General features: G+C 25.1%; 14 protein-coding genes. All 14 read right to left on the reverse strand.

Annotation, left to right across the window (positions count from 1 at the left end; translation table 4 throughout):
• Positions 1-4: 4 nt before the first annotated feature.
• The 14 genes from SFLOR_RS04170 to oppD all read right to left on the reverse strand — a co-directional run bounded on the left by SFLOR_RS04170 (position 5) and on the right by oppD (position 19,602).
• Entirely contained in the window at positions 5-1,315 is a 1,311-nt protein-coding gene (locus SFLOR_RS04170; protein ID WP_100916821.1) for a hypothetical protein, read from the reverse strand.
• 6 nt (positions 1,316-1,321) lie between these two features.
• Entirely contained in the window at positions 1,322-2,245 is a 924-nt protein-coding gene (locus SFLOR_RS04175; protein ID WP_100916822.1) for an RluA family pseudouridine synthase, read from the reverse strand.
• 3 nt (positions 2,246-2,248) lie between these two features.
• Complete coding sequence (locus tag SFLOR_RS04180) at positions 2,249-2,995, reverse strand: signal peptidase II (protein WP_100916823.1); 747 nt, start codon at positions 2,993-2,995, stop codon at positions 2,249-2,251.
• Between the two features lie 13 nt (positions 2,996-3,008).
• Positions 3,009-5,717: an isoleucine--tRNA ligase gene (gene ileS / locus SFLOR_RS04185; RefSeq protein WP_100916824.1), complete on the reverse strand. Its 2,709-nt coding sequence runs from the start codon at positions 5,715-5,717 to the stop codon at positions 3,009-3,011.
• Between the two features lie 259 nt (positions 5,718-5,976).
• Positions 5,977-7,632 carry a hypothetical protein gene (locus tag SFLOR_RS04190; protein WP_100916825.1) on the reverse strand — a complete coding sequence of 552 codons (1,656 nt, stop codon included), beginning with the start codon at positions 7,630-7,632 and terminating at the stop codon, positions 5,977-5,979.
• Positions 7,633-7,696: 64 nt separating this feature from the next.
• Positions 7,697-8,035 carry a hypothetical protein gene (locus SFLOR_RS04195; protein ID WP_100916826.1) on the reverse strand — a complete coding sequence of 113 codons (339 nt, stop codon included), beginning with the start codon at positions 8,033-8,035 and terminating at the stop codon, positions 7,697-7,699.
• On the reverse strand, positions 8,035-8,892 hold the full coding sequence (locus SFLOR_RS04200) for a MurR/RpiR family transcriptional regulator (RefSeq protein WP_100916827.1): 858 nt from the start codon (positions 8,890-8,892) through the stop codon (positions 8,035-8,037). The genes SFLOR_RS04195 and SFLOR_RS04200 overlap by 1 nt, the downstream gene beginning before the upstream one ends.
• The gene (locus SFLOR_RS04205; protein ID WP_100916828.1) at positions 8,879-9,919 is read right to left on the reverse strand and encodes a hypothetical protein; all 1,041 of its coding nucleotides are present in this window, start codon (positions 9,917-9,919) and stop codon (positions 8,879-8,881) included. The genes SFLOR_RS04200 and SFLOR_RS04205 overlap by 14 nt, the downstream gene beginning before the upstream one ends.
• Complete coding sequence (locus SFLOR_RS04210) at positions 9,903-10,892, reverse strand: ABC transporter permease (RefSeq protein WP_100916829.1); 990 nt, start codon at positions 10,890-10,892, stop codon at positions 9,903-9,905. The genes SFLOR_RS04205 and SFLOR_RS04210 overlap by 17 nt, the downstream gene beginning before the upstream one ends.
• Positions 10,893-10,914: 22 nt before the next feature.
• Complete coding sequence (locus SFLOR_RS04215) at positions 10,915-12,195, reverse strand: ATP-binding cassette domain-containing protein (RefSeq protein ID WP_100916830.1); 1,281 nt, start codon at positions 12,193-12,195, stop codon at positions 10,915-10,917.
• A 12-nt stretch (positions 12,196-12,207) separates the two neighbouring features.
• On the reverse strand, positions 12,208-13,143 hold the full coding sequence (locus SFLOR_RS04220; RefSeq protein ID WP_100916831.1) for an alpha/beta hydrolase: 936 nt from the start codon (positions 13,141-13,143) through the stop codon (positions 12,208-12,210).
• A 68-nt stretch (positions 13,144-13,211) separates the two neighbouring features.
• Positions 13,212-15,524: an ABC transporter substrate-binding protein gene (locus SFLOR_RS04225; RefSeq protein WP_100916832.1), complete on the reverse strand. Its 2,313-nt coding sequence runs from the start codon at positions 15,522-15,524 to the stop codon at positions 13,212-13,214.
• Positions 15,525-15,545: 21 nt separating this feature from the next.
• Positions 15,546-17,708, reverse strand: coding sequence for an oligopeptide ABC transporter ATP-binding protein OppF (gene oppF / locus SFLOR_RS06095; RefSeq protein ID WP_100916833.1), 2,163 nt, complete (start codon positions 17,706-17,708; stop codon positions 15,546-15,548).
• A 4-nt stretch (positions 17,709-17,712) separates the two neighbouring features.
• Positions 17,713-19,602, reverse strand: coding sequence for an oligopeptide ABC transporter ATP-binding protein OppD (oppD, locus tag SFLOR_RS06100; protein ID WP_100916834.1), 1,890 nt, complete (start codon positions 19,600-19,602; stop codon positions 17,713-17,715).
• Positions 19,603-19,615 lie beyond the last annotated feature (13 nt).

A 19,615-nucleotide genomic window follows, 5' to 3' on the forward strand; every position in this document is an offset into this window, starting at 1 on the left:
TTTTCTAACTCCAACTAATAATAGTACCATCTGAATTCATAAATCAATTTCATCCATTTCGTTGAAATATTTTATTTGCACTATCTGCTGACATTCAGTTTTTATGAACATAAACAGATAAAGCTCGTGCTGATAACAAATCATGTGCTGGCATATAATAATTAATAAAAGTTAAAGTTAATGGTAAAACTAATGCAAATATTAGTATTACTATTGGTAAAATTATTAATTTATCTATATTTTGCTTATTATAAATTGATAATAAATAAATGCTTGAAGATATAGCAGCTGAAGCAATTATCATAATATATATATGAAATTGTTGTGAAAATAGTGGATAAAAAATTAAACATATTATTGGAAAAATTAATCTATTTTTTGAGAATAATTGAATTGGTTCTCTTTTTTTATCTCAAGTAGTTACCCCAAGCACTCCAACTACACTTGCCATAAATCCTATTCCCCCTGAAAAAATTGCAGTTTCAGATGGAATAGTTGCACTTACAAAAAAACCTGTTAATGGATAAGTTATAAATATTGCAAGAGCAAATCTAAAAGAACCTACAAGTCCTTCAGTATATCTTGCAATTTTAATTGTTCCATAAGTTATAAATATAATTTGAAAAATAGCCATTGGAAGTCCAGCTGAAAGAACTGTAAATCCATATGTAAATATTCTTCACCACTGACCACCAGTTATTGTTAAATTTCTATTTGTTGCACCAAAAAATAAATCTGCTATTCTTGAATCTAAAGGATTAAATCAAAGAAAATATAGTATTGTTGTAACAATTGGAAGTATAAAGAAAATACTAGATAAAATTATAGAAATAGGACTATTTTTATTCATTCTTTGAACTGCTTTTTTAAATTTTAAATTTGTTGATTTTGAAGGATTTTGAAGAATTTCAATTAATTCTTCATCAGAGATTCTTTCATCCTCTTCTTCTTTTTCAGGTTCTTTTAAAGAATCAATTTTTGAGAAATATGGCTTTAATTTTACTTTTATATTTTCTAAATTAGAAACACTAAAAGTTGTTCCTTCTAAAGCAATATCTATATCTTGATCACTTAAAGCAATATTTAAAATGTCAATTTTTTCTCTTTTTTGTTTTTTTAAAGTATCTTTTATTTCGCCTAAGTTTTTATCAGTTGTAACAGGTGAACCCACAGTTACTCTAATTATTTTGAATTCAGCTTTAGGATTAACTAAATATGAAGCATAATCATTGCTATACTTTTCCAAAGCTTTATATTTTTCAACTTTAACAAAATAGTGAACTAAACTTAATTTTAATTCATTGAAATTTGCCATATATAACTACTCACCTATTCTTTTAAACATATTGATTTTATCATTAAATTGTTTTGGTAACTCACTTATTAATTCAATTTTTTCATTAGTTATCGGATGATTAAATGCAAGCTTATAAGAGTGTAGATATTGACCAAACTCATCTTTCATATCCTCTTTAAATGCATAAAGTGGATCTCCAACAACTGGATGTTTTATATAAGCTAAATGTACTCTAATTTGATGAGTTCTTCCAGTTTCAATAATACAACTTATTTTTGTATGATTTTCAAAACGCTCTAAAACTTTAAAATTTGTAATTGCATGTTTTGAATTAATATCTGTTATTGTCATTTTTTTTCTATCACCCTTATGACGACCAATTGGAGCATTAATTTTTCCAGCATTTGGTTCAATAATACCATGAACTAAAGCGATATACTCCTTATGAATTTGATTATTTGCCAACATTTCAGTTAGTTTTTTATGAGATTTATCATTTTTTGCAACAATCATTAATCCTGTTGTCATTTTATCAAGTCTATGAACTATTCCAGGGCGCAATACTCCCCCAATTGAAGATAAATCTTTAATTTTAAATAATAATCCATTTACCAAAGTTCCATTGGGATTTCCTGCAGCAGGGTGAACTACAAGTCCATTTGGTTTATTAACTACTAATAAATCTTTGTCTTCATAAACTATTTCAAAATCAATATCTTCAGCTTGTGCTGTTAATTCAACAGGCTCTTTTAAATTTATTTTAATAGTATCTCCATTTAAAAGATTATATTTAACACTAACTGTTTGATCATTTACAAGAACATCATTAGATTCAATTAATTTTTGAACATAACTTCTAGAAAAATCATAATCTTTTTTTAGGTAATCTGTTAAAAATTTATCTAATCTTCCTAAATCCTGTTCTAATTTAATTTCTAATTGTTCCATAATTTACCCCTTTTGCTTATATTCTTTTCATGTTTTTGAAAGTTCTTGATTACTTTTCAAATATTGTTTATATGTCATTTTTTCTTCTTTTTTAAAATTGAATTTTTGATAATATACTTCAAAAAGAATTTGTTTTCTATTCTGAATATCGCAGTAAAATTCATATTTATCTTTGTCTTTTTTTCTCATCACAAGTTCTATAATCTCTAAAATAACATAAACAATTAAGATAAGTATAATTATTCCCACAGCAATAGAGACTCATGCATCTGCTAAATTGAAAATATAACTATCTGATCCAAAAAAACTAAATTCAAACTTAAGAAAATCAACAACTCCACCTTTTATCCCTTTATTAGTAGCTGGTGCTCAAGCTCTACCTAATAAATTTGCAACACTTCCTGCAACCATTAAATTAATTGGTATTAATCAGTATTTATTTTTTATAAAAATAAATACACCTATTAAAAATAGTGTTACAAGAGCAGCTATTGATATTGCCAAACTTAAGTTCCCTGCGTTCATACCATAAGCAGCTCCGGGATTTATTACATATTGAAAACCTATAAAATTAGGAATAAATGTAACTCCAGCTCCATCCAATACCATTTGTTTAACAACAATTGCTTTACTTATTCAATCTAAACTTGCTAAAAAAATTATGAGTGGTAAGCATCATATTAATTTATACTTTCAGATATAATTATATTCTTTTAAATATGACTTAATGTTAAAAATAAAGTCTCTCATTTTTTATCACACCTTAATTGATTACATCGAAACATCTTTGACAAATATCTTCTTTTAATTCATCAAAAATAGCTCAACATCTTTGGCATTTTAACCCTTGTTTTAATTCTACACTAACATTTGCAACCTTAGAATTTATTTCATTTTTAAAATTTAAAAATTTAATTGAATTAACAATTAAAATTTGATGTAAATCATCAATTTCTTTAATAAAATCAAATTCTTGTTTTAATTCTAAACTAATAACTGCTTCAAATCCCTTTTTAATAATTTTTTCGTTTCTTGCTTTTTCTAAAGCTTCGTTAACATCATCGCGTAAATCTAAAACAGTTTGTCATTTAGAGTTAAATTCCTCTGATTGAACAAAATTTTGTTCTCTTAAATCTAATAAGTGAATTGATGCTTCTTTTTCTATATTTTGAATATGTTGATATGCTTCTTCAACAGTATGAATTAAAATTGGTTTCAACATATCAAGTAATGCTCAAAGTTGTTCATACATAACTGTTTGAACTTGTCTTCTTCTTGTGGAATTTGCAGCTTCAACATAGATAATATCTTTTATAAAATCTAAATAAAATGATGATAAATCATTTGCTACATAATTATTTATTATTTTATAACCACTATTAAATGAGTAACTTTCCATAGTTTTAAAGAATTTTGTTTTTGTTAAAGTTAAATTGTTTAATGCAAATTTATCAACATCTGCTAGTTGTTTTTGATAATCTTTTTTAGGATCAAAATCAACTAAATTAGATAACATAAATCTAATAGTATTTCTAATTTTTCTATATGATTCTGATACTTGTTTTAATATATCTTTTCCAATTCTTTGATCATCTGTAAAATCTGTTGAAAAGACTCAAAGTCTTAATATATCTGCTCCCAAATCATTTGCTATTTCTAAAGGATCAATTGTATTTCCAATTGATTTAGACATTTTTTTACCTTTTTCATCATTAGTCATTCCATGAGTAATTAATTGTTTATAAGCAGGTTTTCCATCAAATATTACAGAGTTAATCATAGATGAGTTAAATCACCCTCTATATTGGTCATTTCCTTCTAAATAAACATCAAATGGTCTTTGTAAATTAAAATTTTGCTCCATTGCTAAATTTGAACTTCCTGAATCAAATCAAACATCAAGAATATCTGTTTCTTTAGTTCAACCAAGTCCTCTAAATTGCTTTGGTAAAAATTCATCTGCTGGTAATTCAAATCATGAGTTTGTTCCTTTTTTAGAGATTACTTCAATTGCAAAATCAACAATTTCTTTTGTTAATTGAGGTTGTTTTTCTTTATCAAAAAAAGCTATAATTGGAACACCTCAAAGTCTTTGACGAGAGATAGTTCAATCATTTCTATCTTTAATAATATTTCTTAATCTTTCTTTTGATCACTCTGGATTTGTTTGAACACTTTTAACAATGACTTTATCAATTTCTTGTTTTACACTTGATAAGCCAACAAATCATTGATGAGTTGCTCTATAAATAACTGGTTTCTTTGTTCTTCAATCATGTGGATATGAATGTTTTACAAATTTTAATTTTAATAGTAAACCTTTTTCTTGTAAAGTAGTTCCAATGATTTTATTAGCGTCTTCATAAAAAACTCCTTCTAATCTTGAGTCTTTTATAGTTACATCAAACTTTCCTTCATCATCAATTGGTGCAAAAGCTTTAATATTATTTTTTGTAACAATATCAAAGTCATCTTCTCCAAATCCCCCAGCAGTATGAACTAAACCTGTTCCAGCATCACTTGTAACATGATGCCCAATTACTGTAAATCCTGTTTTATTTTCAAATCAAGGGTGTTGATATACTATATTTGTTAATTCTGTACCTTTAAATGTTTTAAGAATTTTTACATTTTCTCAACCAATTTGTTCACTTACAGATTCAACTAAATCTTTTGCAATAATGAAATATCTTTCATCATTTTCAGGCTTCAATTTAACATATTCCAATTCTTCTCCCAAAGCAATTAATTGATTTGAAGGAATTGTTCAAGGTGTTGTTGTTCAAACTACTAAATAAGTATCTTTAAAATCTTCGTTTTGAATAATTGGACAAGCAACAAAAATAGTTGGAGATTTAACTTCTGCATATTCAATTTCAGCTTCAGCTAATGCCGATTCACTTGAAGGTGATCAATAAATTGGTTTCAAATCTCTATAAATTAATTTTTTTTCAACCATTTTAGCAAATAATTTTAATTCACTTAATTCAAAATCATCTGTAAGTGTAATATATTTATAATCATAATCTGTGAAAATACCAAGTCTTCTAAATTGCTCTGATTGATTTGAAACTTGTTGTAATGCATACTCTTTACATAAATTTCTAAATTCTACAGGAGACATTGCTTTTCTATTTACTCCTGTTTTTGTTATTGCAGTTTCAATTGGAAGACCATGAGTGTCTCAACCCATAATATAAGGTGAATTATAACCAATTTGATTTTTTCAACGAACTATGAAATCTTTTAAGATTTTATTCAATGAATGTCCTACATGAATATTTCCATTTGCATATGGAGGTCCATCATGTAATATAAAAGTTGGCTTATTTTTATTTGCTTCAATTTTTTTGTTATATATTTTCTTTTCTTTTCAAGTATTTTGAATTTCTGGTTCTTTTATTTTTAAATCAGCTTTCATATCAAAACTTGTTTGATTTATAAGCAAAGTATCTTTATAGTTTTTTTCCATATTAGTTAATTCCTTTCAAAATAAAACGCTCCTAAAATAGGAGCGTTTTACCACGGTACCATCCTAATTAAATAAGCACAAAAAAATATGCTTATCCATCTTAATTAGATTGTTAACGCTATCCTTGCGAGCAGTTCTACTAAGTAAAATTAACTTTTCTTCTGCTAATTAAATAAGTGATAATTTAAATAATCTTTTGTTAATTCTCACCAACCATTAACTCTCTGTGAAAAGTACTTATTTAAATTCTGTCTTATTTCTATTCTTTATATCATTGTTTCATATTTTCATTAATAAATCAATCTAAACTTGATCCATATTTAAAAGCTGTAGGATTTTTTATATGTTCATTTATGCTTTGATTTTCTGTTGCAGAGTTATTTGAAAATATTTGGTCAATATTTATTCCAAAATAATTAAATCCTACTATATTTTTTGTAAATTCTTTATTTAGTTCTTTTGAATTATCATGAAGCTGTTGTAAAGCTATTGCCAAATTACTTAATTTATCACTTTCATTTTTAAACCCAAAAGCACTTGATGTTGAAGAATAGGGACTTGCAGTTCCTATTCTTATTGCTTTATTTGATAAATCATAAAATCTTGAGTTTTTATTTCATTCAGGGTCTAAAAAACCTCTTAAAGTTCCATAAAAATAAGCAGGATCTTCTATACTTGGTGAAAGTTTTGATCTAATTTTTTCACCTTTTTGAATTGTTGTATCTCCAACTGTAAAAGTTTCTGGTGCCACAAAAAAGTGAGTTGGTCTATTTATATTATACACAAGCAATGTAATATCTTTGTATCATCCTTCCAAAGATTGAATAAAAGGTATTACAGTAGGTTTGTTTGTTTCAATTGCTTCTCTATAAAGTCATTCCATTTTTGAAGAAATAGTCAAATAAAAGTCCTTTCCTTCTAGTCAATATTCAACCATAATTTCTTTAACAGCTTGAGAAAGTGTTTCTTGGCTATCTCTATCATATAAAGTTTTTCCAGCAAGAGCTATGTCAAGTCCATCTAAACCATAAGTTGTTAAAATGTCTTTTATTTTATCTTTTAAAGACTGTTTTTGTTTTCATTTTCAAATCATTCTATCAGCTGTTGCTCCACCAAGTGAAGTGATTATTTTAGTATTATCAGTTCAAGTGCCTGCTTCAATACTATTTTTTCTATTAATTAAGAATTGTGAATTTTTTATGTCATATGCTGCATTATTTTCAATAGAGTTTGGATTAAAATCGTTAATATTTAAACTATCAATCTCATATTCTCCTGCTTTTGTATATAATGAAGAAATATTGATAATATTATATGGATTTACTTTTTTTTCCCCCATTTTTGCTTGAATAATTGCTTCTAAAGATGGCTCTCTTCAACCTAAACCAAAGTAATTCTCTTTTTCCTCTACTTTTTCTCTTTTACAATTTGCAACTTTATCATTTTTTATTGAATAAGTATTTCCTCAATTCCATCAAGTTCCCATTAAATTCGACTCTTGTTGATTGATTGGATTTTTAGCATTTTTAACTGCATCCTGAGTCGAATCAAAAGTAATTGTTGTATTACCTTTCATAATATTTGAGTTTTTAGAAGCCCTTACAGTTGCTGAATAAGTTTGAGTTTTTTTATCATTTGAATCTGAAATTAGCTTAATTGAACTATAATCAAAAAAAATACTTGCCAAATTTTCTATATCTTTTTGCTTACTTTTATAATTATCTTTATTAATATTATTAACTTGAGCAATTTTTTTAATTATTTCTTCTTGATTTACTTTTTCTAAAAGACCAAGATCTCAATTGTAATTAAGAGAGTCTAAGTTTTTTGATTTAATTGAGCAAGAAACAATTGTTGATGTTGTTGATGATACTATAAATGAACTTGCTGCAAATATTGAAAGTAGTTTTTTCATATATATCATTTCCTTTAAAATAATTATAAATTAAAAAAATAGCAAAATCTAATAAGAAATGCTATTACTTTTTTAAATTATTTATTATTTCATCTAAATATTTTTCAATATGTTCATCTTTTTTATTTAAAAAATGATCATTTTTATCTAAAAATTCCTTTAAATATTTTGTAAATTCTATTGGATTAGCTTCAATATTTATAAGAACTTCTTCAATATTTTTTTTGAATTCTTGACCTAATGAAATTGCTTTTGCAATTATTATCTCAGCATTTTTTCTTGCAATTTCATAAACATTTTTGGTTCTTTCCAAACCTATTTTTGTATACTCTTCTCTTTTTTTATAATTTTCTAATTCCTTTTCAAGAGATCTAATTCTTTTTTCTAATTCATAATTTTCCATTAAAATTTACCCTCAAAGTTTCAATTTAGTGATATTTCAGCTGTTTTTTTAAATTTCTCTCTGAATTTTTCATTTTGACTAACAATAATATTAAATATTAAGTCAAATATAATCATTTCTCCTGGAACTGAAGATATTGAAGGATATTTAATTTTATCATTGCTTATTGTTTGAGTTTCAATCATATGAATTTTATTAATATCAATTTCATTTTCTAAATGTTCTTTAGTAATTTCTTTATCAGCTGTTAAAACTAAGATTGGAATGTTTTTATTGTAAGTTCATTTAATTGATTCAATTATTTCTTTAGTTCAACCAGTTCTTGTGATAAAAATTGCAAAATCATTCTCATCAAAGAAAATAGTTCTTTGAACATAGTTGTGAATATTTGAAACATTTTGAGCTATTATATTTATTCTTGATAAATTTAAAACAAAAGAACTAGCGCTAATTTGTTGTTGTTCTAAACCAAATATTATTATTCTCTGTGAAGAATAAATTTTTTTTGAGATTTCTTCAATTTCTTCAATATTGATACTATTTAAAGTTTCATTAATTGTATAAATTGCAGCACCTCTAACATTATGAATTATTTCATCTATAGTATTATTTTCTTCTAATTTATAATAACCACTTTGCATACGTGATTTTTCATAAACAAACATTTGAGTTGATTTAAATGATTTAAAACCTAATTTTTTACAAACTCTTGTCATTGTTGAAGGACTTACATTACTCTCTTTTGAAACTTCTTGAATTGAATGACTACAAAAAAAATCGGGATTAGTATTAATCAACTTAAGTATAGAACTTTCCGTTGAGTTTAATTTATTTTCTTCTAGATTAATTATTTTCATTTCTTATTTCCTCCTTTTTCTTAGACTTTTTATTAGCATCATATTGCTTCAAATAGTTCGAATTGATTTTACGATTGTTGATATGTTTTTCTCTTATTTTTTTTAATTCTACAATATCTGAACATTTTTTAATTTCTTTAATATAATCAGTTGACAATTGTATAACAACACTAGTTCCATAGATATCCTTTTTTGTTTGTCTTACTTTAATTATTATAAATGTTATTAAAAAAAATAATAGTAAAAAGATAAAACCAAAAGTTATCAGATAAGGAATTGCAAGATTGCCACCTAATCTAAAGTCTACTTTATAAAGATGATTTTCTCCAATACCTTCAAAAACAAGATTTTTTGCATTAACTCAACCAGCTTGCATTACATTCATCATATATCTTTGAGGTAAAAAATATAAAATAATATTTAATCAATTAATTCTTGCAATAACTTCATAAGGAAATGCACAACCCAGTAAATTATATGCAAAAATATAGATTAATGAAGCATAAATTCCCCCAACAGTTGTTGAATCAACAAATATAAAAATTGAATAACTTATTAAAACAGATAACAACCATAGACAAAATGTTCCTGTTATAAACATTCATCAATTAACATTTGAGAAAAGATTTCTTTGCTCTTTAAAGAAAATTAAAGTTAAAAACATTAAAAAGACACTTATAATAAAATTTATTGTAAAATTTGCCAATATATTTGCTAATGGTCTAACAAAGCCATTCAAACCTGTATTATTAATTCTTTGTACAAAACCTGTATTTTTATTATTTGCAAGTGTTCTGTGAAAAGTTTGAACTCCATTTCTAACAATAAGTGTTCCTATTGCTGATGCAAAAAGAAAAGGATTATCGCCTTTAAAAAATAATCAAATAAATAAAGTAAAAATAACTAGAAAAACTCCTAAAAACATATTAATAGGAGAATATACAAAAGTTTTAATAGATAATCAATATAGATCTTTAAAGCTTTTTCAGTTATTATTCAATTTTATAGAATTATTCTTTTTTACCATATTTATTCTTTCTCCTTAGATTTTTCCTTTTTTGTTTATTTTCTTGGGTTAGCTCTTTAACTTTCATAATTTCATTTAATTCTTCAATTGAATTTGCTTTTTTAATACTGTAAATAATTGCCATGTGCTTCATAGTACTATGATATCTATGAAATTTCTTATTTTCATATTCAAACTTCCTAATAAAGATATAAATAATTCATATAGTTAAAATAGCTATAATTGCAAACGAAACAATATATGCTATTCAATAATTTCCTCCATAACCAAATTGATTTATTTCCATATGAATATCACCAACTCAACCTGATGCCATTATATTTAAAAAATATCTTTGAGGTAAGAAAAAACCTATTATCATTATTGGTTTATTACTCTCAAGTAAGCTTCAAGGAATACCAAGTCCTAATAAAAACACTGGTAAAAAATAAAATACATTCGCAATAACTAAAGCTCATTCCAGTTTTTTTATAATAAATACAATGATTAAAGCTAATAAGTTAGATGAAATTGCCATTAAAAAGAAACCTAATAAGAATATAAGTCAGTTAATATTTGCCAATAAAGCTCTTTGCTCGACAAAAATCATAGATATTGCAAACATAAAAATTGCTACTAATATATTCATTATTTGATTAAATAATACTATTATAAAAAAGACAAAAGTTTTTGAAATGCTAGTTGAAAATAACTTCTCAAAAAATAATGTTGATTTGAAATCAAATAAGGTCTTTACAAAATTATATAAACAATTTCTAATAATGCTCATTCCAATAGCACTTGCAACAATGAAATCATCTACTCGTAGTCCTTTATCATCTGCACCTGTCCCTGCATTTTTAAAAGCTAATCAAATTAAAAGAGTAAGTGTTGTTATTATTCAACCTGAAAAAATTACAAATAAATCTTTTTTGTAATTTGAAGCTTGCATTGAAAATATAATTTTAAATACATTTCAATTAGTTGATTTCATATATTAGTCTCCTATATTTGTTTTATTTTAATTTTTTTGCCTGTCTTTGTTGTCTTTTTATAGCTCTATTTTCTGATTTCATTATTTTTATTTCTTCTTGTATATATTTTTTCTTTAAAGCTGATAGTTGTTTCAATTCTTTTCTAGAAAGAGCAGCCGTAAGTTCTGTTGCATATGCAATATACTTATTAGATTTAAAACTTTTATATAAATCTTCTTCTAAATATTTTACAAAATTTTCAGTATTTTTGAAAAATCTCATTGCTGATTTTTTGTACTTTACTTTTAGATCTAATTTACCCATTTTCTTTTTAACAGTTTTAAAGTATTTAATAAGTATTTTAGTATGTCAAATTACTTGATCAATACTTTTTTTATTCATTGCCGTTGAAAGCAAACTATTTAAGATATTGTGTAATTCATTTAAGTGAAAATCTATATTTCTTATTTCAACAATATAGTTATCATCTTCATAAGCAATATTTTTCTCTAAAAACATATTATAAATTTCTCTAAATTTTTCAACATTTGTTTCAAATTTTTTAAGTATAGGTTTAAAAAGTGGATCAGGTTTAACTGTAATTTCATTTTGTTTAATTGCATTCATTATATTTAATGAGTATTTTTCAAATGTAAGAGTTTCATTTCAATCTGTTATATAGTCATCAGATATTATAAATCCTGTTTCAAGAACTACTACTCTTTCACAAAGAATTTCAAAAGTAGCATCATCTGGAGAAATGATAATTAAAGCTACATCATTTTCAGTTTTATACTCTTTTAAGAAATTTAATATTTTAATCTTAAAATCTAATCCAATTGAAGAAGAAACTTCATCAAGAACAAGTAATTGAGGTTTGTGTATTATTCCTAAAGCAATTGAAAATAATTGTAATCAAGATGTATTACAAGCAGTTAGTGCTTTATTTCATCTTGATTCGATACCAAAAACTTGAACTAAATCATCTAATCATTTTTTGTCTTTAACATTATGGATATTTTTATATAAATTAAAAACTTCTTTAACTGTAAAACCCTCTGGTCATGTTGTTTGTCTAAATTGAAAACCAATATTGGCCATAACATTGTCGTTTTCAAAATTATACTCAACTATTCCACCTGATTGTTTTATTTGACTTGCAATTAATCTTCCCAAAACACTTTTTCCAGATTGATTCGGACCAATTATTGCTACACCCTCACCTTTATAAATTTTTAGATTAACTTTTTTTATAGCTCAAATTGTCTTATTAAAAATTTTTGAAACATTTTCTAGTGATACACATATTTCTTTTTTTTCCATTATTGCCACCCCTTATTTATTCTTTATAAAATTTTCAACCAACTTTCAATACATTTCAGTATGTACTATTTGAGTTCTTATATGTTCTCCCGTTTGAAAAATATGTAATGAATCTTTTACTTTTAAAACTTTTCTTAAATTATAAAATTTCTCACTGTCTTGATAGTTTGTTACAATATCTTTTTTAGAGTGCAAATAAAGTATTGGAAATGTATTTTTACACAATGGAATTCTATAAGTTAATGTATCTTCTTCTATATTTATTTTATATTTATTATTATATACTTTATAAACTTCAACCAATAGTTTATCTAAAAAATTTCCAACTAATGATCCTCCAATAGAATTGATTATTTTTTTCAAAACTTTTGTTGTTTCGAAATAAGGTGAATCTGCAATAGCAAATTTAATATTATATTTTTTAATATTGTCTGATAAAGCAAATCTATTTAGTGTATGTGCTCCCATAGAAAAGCCAATTAAACTTAACTCTTTAACTTTATAATTTTTCTTTAAATAATCTAAAGCACTTTTTAAATCCTTTTCTTCATTTATTCCCATAGTAATAATTGCATCATCTGATTCACCATGATTTCTAAAATCAAATGCAAAAATGTTGTAACCTAATTTATTAAAATAATAACTTGCTATTGCAGATGATTCTTTTGAAGAACCAAAACCATGACATGCAATAATTCATTTTTTACTTCTTTTTTCATTTAAATGAACAATACCTACTAAATTTTTTGAGTCAAATGATTTGAATTCTACTTTTTTAAAATTCTTTATATTTAAATTTAATACTTCTTGATCATTTGTTTGATCAAATATAGCTTGTTGATATAAACCTAATAAATTAATATATCCTTTATTTTTATATATATCAAAATTATTTCTATTTCTATTATTTAAAATAGAGATTATTTTTTCAATTAAAAGTTCATTCATAATTTAATACCTCTTACTTACTTAATAGTATAAAAAAAATCTACATATATGTAGATTTTTTTTAAATATTAATTATAATTTTTATTAATTTCTTTACCATCAATATCAGTTTGTTTTGCTCAATGAGCACCTATTCTACCTTTTGATCAATCCGAAGAAATTATTGCTTTTTCTTCTTTATATTTTTTTAATAGTTCTAGATACTCTTCTCTGCTTCTAAGTTTTGCATCCATAGTTACATTATAAAGCTTATATTGAGAAGTTCCAAAAGCTTCATATGATTTTTTATATGGAGTTAAATGACTAACTGTTCAAACTTTAGGCATAGCTTTTGTATATAAAGGTAAAGCTAAGAAGTTTTTATAAAAGAAATTATATTCTAATTTTGCAAAACCTTCATATCTTTCTGTAGCTACATTTTTTGTTGTATCTACTTCTTTATATCCCTCTGAATAATCCTCAAAAGCTTTTAATAAACCTTTAGTTTCTGTTGTATAAAGATTTTCATTTTTAAGTTTATAATTATTACCTATAACAGAATTTTTCTGTTCAGCTGATTTATTTTTTAATTCAAATAATCTTGAAGTACCATTATATCCTCTATAAGGTCCTGTTAAAGTTATAGTTTCTAAAAATGAAGATGGATCTTTATAGTCAGGAGATCAACCACTCATAAATAAGTCAGTTGCTCCCTTTGATCCTTCTGTTTTATACTCATCAGTTGATGATAAAGTTTTAGTTTCAATATAAAGTGGATTATCACTAATTGAATTAAATTTTTTCATCATTAAATTAATATAAGGATTCATTGAGGTATTATTTGATGGAGATAAGATAAGTTTTAAAATCACTCTTTGTCCATCATAACCTTTTACTTTTTGAGTTTTTAAATTGTTATCTTTTATAAATTTTACAGTTTCATCTCTTAATTGCTCTTGAGTTTTACCAACTAATTTTTCTGAATTATTTTTAAATGGATCTTTACCATCATCTAATGCAGTTAAATCATTGCTTGATGGTGTAGATACTTTTTTAATATTGCTTTCATATTGAGCTGCAATATATTTTGTATAATCTACTACATTTTCATCAGCAGCAACTCCAACTCCTGTATAAGTATTTCTTAACATTTTTGAATTTTGATTTGGTTCATCAATTGTTTTTGAAAAATATCTTGCCATTTCTGATCTATCTAAAGTTGTAGAAATATATGCTCTTGCAGCAGAAGATTGTAATAATTTTGAACCTGTTAAAGCATTTTCTCTTTCACTTTGTGACAACAAACCATTATCAATATTTGAATTATAATAGTTGTAAAATACTAAAAATGAACCAGCTTTATCTGGAGATTCAGTTTCATATGCAGAACCAAAATTTGGTCTTTCATATTTCTCTTCACCTTTTCCAATATATTTATTTCATCCTTTTAAATCATCAGATTTAAGTTCAAATCAACTACTAGAACCTGATTCAAATAATGTTCTTTCTTTTGCAGCAGAACCACCATCTAAATAATTAAAGTGCAATTCTTCAATGTTTGCACTATCTTTTAAAGCATAGTGTTTATTTTTCTTTAAAACTATTTCTGAGTTTGGATCAGCTTTAGCTGCATAGTAAGCTCCATTAAATAAAGCATTTTTGTAGTTGTTAACTTCTGTTTTATAAGTATCTGGTATTGGTGAAAATACTGAATAAGTTAATAAACTTTCAAAATAAGAAGCTGATTTAGTAAGTTCAAAAACAATTGTTTTGTGACCTTGTCAATCTTGTCCACTGTAAATTCCAAATTCATTTGGATTTTCAATAAGTGCCTCTGCTTCTTTTGTTTTTCCATCACCATACAGTTTTTGTACTTCTTGAGCACCTTTTATAAAAGATACTCATAACTCAGAAACATCTGAGTTATTTTTTGGATTTAATGCATATTTTGCTGCATTTTTAACTCCACTAACAACATCAGCATCTTCATATACTATATTTCCACTATTATCAACTCAGTTCATTTGTCTTAAAGCATAAGTTCATTTTTTAGAATCATTTTCAGATTTACCTACTGTTAAGGCTTTTCCATTAGTACCAGAACTTTCTTCTCCAAATTCACTTATGGCAAGAGATCCAAAAATTCTTCCATATTGATCTGTAGATAGAAAAGTATCATAACTATTAGATCAAATTCTTGAATCTTCTCCTTGCATTGAATGAGCTGTATTTCAACTAGATACGTTTAATGTATAATTTATATAATATTTATCTGTTGAAACTACTTTATTTAAAATAATATCAAAAGAAGCTACACCACAAGAAACAACTGAAGATGAAACCATTGTTGTTGCTAACCCTAATCCAAGTAGTCCTAATGTTTTTTTATATCATATTGACATTTTTTTCTTCCTTTCGTTGTTCTATTTTTTTAATAATTTTTTAATTTCGCTAATTTCTCTCTTATTAGCTCATACAAAATGATCTTTTTTTATTTCTTTAAAATATGGTAGATCAAATATGTAATCTTTATGTTCTTCTTCTGGGTTGTAAACAACCAATTTTGTTTTTTTAGCTAATTCTGGTTCTGGTATAGGAATTGCAGATAATAATGCTCTAGTATATGGGTGAAGAGGATTTTTAAATAACTCTTCTGCTGGTGCAATTTCAACTATTTGCCCGTGATAAATAACAGCTATTCTATCTGCAATATGACGAACAACTGATAAGTCATGGGCAACAAAAACATATGTAATACCTAACTCTTCTTGAAACTTTTTAAATAAGTTTAGTACTTGTGCTCTGATTGAAACATCTAAAGCAGAAATTGGTTCATCTGCAACAATAACTTTTGGTCGCATTGCTAAACTTCTTGCAATACCAACACGTTGTCTTTGTCCTCCTGAAAATTCATGAGGATATCTTGATAAATGTTCTGGAAGCAATCCAACTGAATTAACAAGTTTTAAGATAATATGTTTTTTAACCTTAGCTGGTGTTGCATCATCTAATATAATTTTTTCATTTGGATTAGCTTCATTAAATTCTTTTACATATAATTCTTTTGCTTCTTGACTTTTGTAAAGTTCTGAGAAGTTTTCCATACCTTCTGCAATAATTTCTTCAATTGCCATTCTATCGTTTAATGATGAACCTGGATCTTGGAAAATCATTTGTATATTTTTTCTATTTTCTCTTTTTTGTTCTCTTGATTGAACTTTAAATAAGAATGATTCTTTAATAATTTCATCAATTGAAGGTAATTCTAAGAAATCTGTTAATTCAACAAATGATTCAATTTCTTCTGGTGTATATGTATTTTCTATACCTTTTCAAGAATAATATGTTTCAATTAATTCTCTATCTTTAATAATATTTTTATTTATTATTTTTGAAATATATTCAAATTCAGTTTTTAGTGAATCTAATTTTTTATCAGTTATATTTTTTTCATTAGAGACTAATTCTCTTAAAGAATTTTCAAAATCAGTATTTTTTAATTTTGAAATTAATAAATTAATTTTTTCATTTAGATTTTTATCTTCTGATAATAATTTTAAAATTTCTTTACATGCATTTAAATTTAAATTTTTCTTTGATCAAAAGTCTCTTATAAAATACTCTAGTTTTTTATATTCTTTATCAGATGAGTCTATTCCTTCTTGTTTCATCATTTCAAATTGCTTTTTACATTCCTCAAAAAAATCACTTCTTTTTACATATATTAATGAGTTGTAATAACTAACATATTTTTCTCTTTTACTCATAGGAGAAGAAAGAGCTTTTAGTTGAAATTGCAATGATTTAGCTCAAGAAAGTTTTGATAAAAACTCCTTGTGATTATCTGTAATAACTTTTCATAAGTTTAGAATTTTTTTAACTACTAATTCAACTTCATCAGTTGATACTTCATTAATTGATTCTCTATAATTTCTAATTTCTTTTATTTGTAAATAAATTTCATCAGCATTATCTTTCATAGAAATAATTGCTTTTTTTGTTTCTTTAAGTTTTGAAAGAATTGACCCTTCCAGTTTTTTTGAAACTTTAGGTACATAAGAATTTAAATTATCTATAAATTTAATCATTCTATCTTCATTTTTTATAATAGAATTTATATATTTTAAATTTTCTAATAAAATATCTTTTAAATAATCTAATCTAGAGCTTTTCGCATACTTTTCTAATTCTTCTTTATTTAAAGTTCTTGGATTCTCTAAAAAATTTTCATAAAGAGCTTTTAATCCATCAATTCTAGATTGAATTTCTCTCGTTGTTATATTCATTTTGTATGACATATTTTCTAGCTTCTTAGAAATTTCTTTATTTAATTTATACAAACTTGTTGGACGACCAGCAACGATATTATCATCCATATAGATAGCACCGTCTTTTAAAGGTTGTACACCAACTATTGCTCTACCAATTGTAGTTTTTCCACTTCCAGATTCTCCAACTAAACCAAATATTTCTCCCTTGTAGATATCAAAACTAGTTTCTTTAACAGCTCTAAATTTTTTACCTTTATTTCGAAATTCAATTACTAAATCTCTAATGTTTAAAAGTACTTCTTTATTTGTTGACATAGTTTTATCCTACCTTTTCTGCTTCTTCTATTTGTTTTCTTAAGTTATTTAAAACTTTTGGTTTTTCTATTTTTGGAGATCTTGAATCTAGCAATCATGTTTTTGCAAAATGAGTTTCAGAAACTTTAAACATCGGTGGTTGTTTAATATAATCTAATTCTAATGCATATTTATTTCTTGGAGCAAATGCATCTCCCACAATTTCATTAAATAATGAGGGAGGAGTTCCTTCAATTGAGAATAAATCATCACCTTTTTTACCTAATTGAGGTAATGAAGATAATAACGCTCATGTATAAGGGTGTTTTGGATCATCAAATATTTCTTTTGCTGTTCCAACTTCAATAATTTGTCCTGCATACATAACTGCAACTCTATCTGCAATTTTGGCAACTACTCCTAAATCATGGGTAATGAATACTACTGAGAATTTATATTCTTGTTGCAATTCCTTAATTAAGTCCAGAATTTGAGCTTGAATTGTAACATCAAGTGCTGTTGTTGGTTCATCACAAATTAATATTTTAGGTCTTGCAGCAAGAGCAATTGCAATAACAACTCTTTGACGCATTCCCCCTGAATATCTTCCTGGAATGTCTTTAAAACGTTTTTCTGGATTTGGAATTCCAACTTTTCTTAATAATTCAATAGCCTCTACTTTTGCTTCTTTTCTGTTTAATCCTATTTGCTTTCTTAATACTTCTGTGATTTGAAAACCAACAGGCAATAATGGGTTTAATGAAGTCATAGGATCTTGAAAAATAGTTGATATAGTTTTACCTCTTAATTTTCTAATTTCCTTTAGAGCTTTCATTTTATTGACAATATCATTGTGTTTAATTCTTTTTCAATCAACTAAAATATTGTGAAAATGATCTTTATCTAAAGTATTTTTCTCAATTATTGATAAAGATATATTTTGTAATTCAGTTTCAAATCTATTTAAATATTTTTTATCTAAAAAATAATTTAATACACATTTTTTTTGCTCATCGCTTCATACTTCTTGTGATTCAATAAATTTTTCAATCATTTCAGTAATTTTTGAAATAGTATTTCTACTTTTCATATTTAGCGGTTTGACTTTATTAATATCCATTTCTAATTTTAAGATACTTTCAAGTTTTAATATTACTAATTCATCTCTATATGAATTATCGTTAATTATTTTTATAGTTTCTTCTATAGCTTTAATTCTTAATTCACTTTTAATAACTTTATTAGCATGTCGATTATTTGATCTAAATCCTATATCTTCTTGAAGAGCTATTAATTGTTCTTTTCTTTTTGATAATAATAAATTATATTTGTTATTATTAATTTCTTTGATAGATAAAATTGTAGTTTCATCTATTAAGCTAGATTCTAATTCCTCTTTTAATTCTTCTAATTGTTTATTTAAACCAGATAAAATTGTTTCATTTTGTTCTTGTTCAATATATTTTTCTAATCTAATTTTTGTTAATTCTTTTTGTTCTAAATTCCCTTTATATTTAGGATTTAGTTTATATAATTGTTTAATTTCTTTTAATAATTCTTTAATTTTTTCATTATTTATTTTAACAACACTTTTAATAACATCTTTTGAAATAAGTGGACTTTGTAAGTTTACGATATCAATTGGCTCTTTAAAATAAGCACTTTCGTCGTTAAGTGTTTCTTTATTTGGTCTATAAACTATTGAACCATTGCTTACTCAACCATTTGCTTCTAGCATACCTGTAAATGTTTTTGTAATAACTGATTTACCACTTCCAGATTCTCCTACAATAGCGAGAATTTCTTGATCATATAAATCTAAATCAACATTTCTAATAGCAGTTAAAAAATTACCTCTAACTTGGAATTTAACTTCCATATCACGAACAGATATAATTCTATTTTCTTTATTCATAATTTTTTATCTC

The organism is Spiroplasma floricola 23-6 (assembly GCF_002813555.1).
GTDB lineage: Bacteria > Bacillota_I > Bacilli_A > Mycoplasmatales > Mycoplasmataceae > Spiroplasma_A > Spiroplasma_A floricola.